The organism is Paraburkholderia sp. BR10937 (genome assembly GCF_040965695.1).
Lineage (GTDB): Bacteria > Pseudomonadota > Gammaproteobacteria > Burkholderiales > Burkholderiaceae > Paraburkholderia.
In genome coordinates this window covers 1-373 of the sequence record NZ_JBFRCL010000176.1, presented here as the reverse complement: position 1 = coordinate 373, position 373 = coordinate 1, and the positions used below count along the sequence as shown (strand labels likewise).

General features: G+C 49.9%; 1 rRNA gene. It reads left to right on the top strand.

Annotated features, from left to right (window positions below):
* Positions 1-203 precede the first annotated feature (203 nt).
* Positions 204-373 (top strand): 23S ribosomal RNA (locus AB4Y44_RS42520); the annotation flags it as partial.

The window sequence follows — 373 nt, the reverse complement described above, 5'->3', positions numbered from 1 at the left end:
CGGCTGTCGTTCTTTAACAATCAGGAAGAAGTAGTAAAGAGATTCATCCGGAAGACGGACAGAGATGGCCGTCGAGTAGGTGAATCAGGGTTGTGATTGTATCGATGTATTTTTAAGTTCCTCGAAAGAGGGCTTTGGAATACGGCACAACGCGAAAACTCAGCCTGTAGCGAGTGTTCTCGAAAGAGACACACCCGTTATAGGGTCAAGCGAACAAGTGCATGTGGTGGATGCCTTGGCGATCACAGGCGATGAAGGACGCGGTAGCCTGCGAAAAGCTACGGGGAGCTGGCAAACAAGCTTTGATCCGTAGATGTCCGAATGGGGAAACCCACTCCGAATGGAGTATCCATGGCTGAATACATAGGCCATG